The 494-nt window shown below is 68.8% G+C and carries 1 protein-coding gene; it reads left to right on the top strand.

All coding sequences use genetic code 11. The features are described 5' to 3' along the window. The coding region (locus G3480_RS27385) for a DUF2397 family protein (protein ID WP_164657306.1) at window positions 1–494 on the top strand (494 nt) is incomplete at both ends.

Genomic DNA, 494 nt, shown 5'->3' with positions numbered 1-494 from the left:
CGAGGGCTCGATCTGCGTCGGGCCGAGCGCGCGGCCTTCATCGATTACAAGGATCGTCTGCTGGACTATCTGCGTCGCTTCATCGGCGACCTGGTGACGCGCTCCGCCGAGATCGCCGGGCTGATCATCGACATCCAGCAGCATGCGGCCTTCCGGCCCCTGCTGGAGCGGGTTGCCGAGCGCGATGCCATGGATCTAGCCCCGGTGCCCGATCTGGAGGGCGCCGAGCCAGCTCAACTCGACCCCGCCCTGGCCAGGGCCCGGATGATCGACGAATGGCAGGCCCGCTGGTCCGGACTCGAGGCCTGGTTCATCGGCTCGGCGGACAAACCGTCCCAAGCCGAGCTGCTGCGCTCCCGCGCTCGGCGGGCCATCTCCGACCTGGTGGACGCCGTGGTCCAGCTCAATGAACGTCGGCTCGGGCGCAGCGACCGCTCCGCCGACTACCGCACCCTGGCCGCCTGGTTCATGGAGTGTGAAACGGATGCCGAGGC

It is taken from the genome of Thiorhodococcus mannitoliphagus (assembly GCF_010915725.1).
GTDB lineage: Bacteria > Pseudomonadota > Gammaproteobacteria > Chromatiales > Chromatiaceae > Thiorhodococcus > Thiorhodococcus mannitoliphagus.
This window is presented reverse-complemented; position numbering and strand designations above follow the sequence as displayed.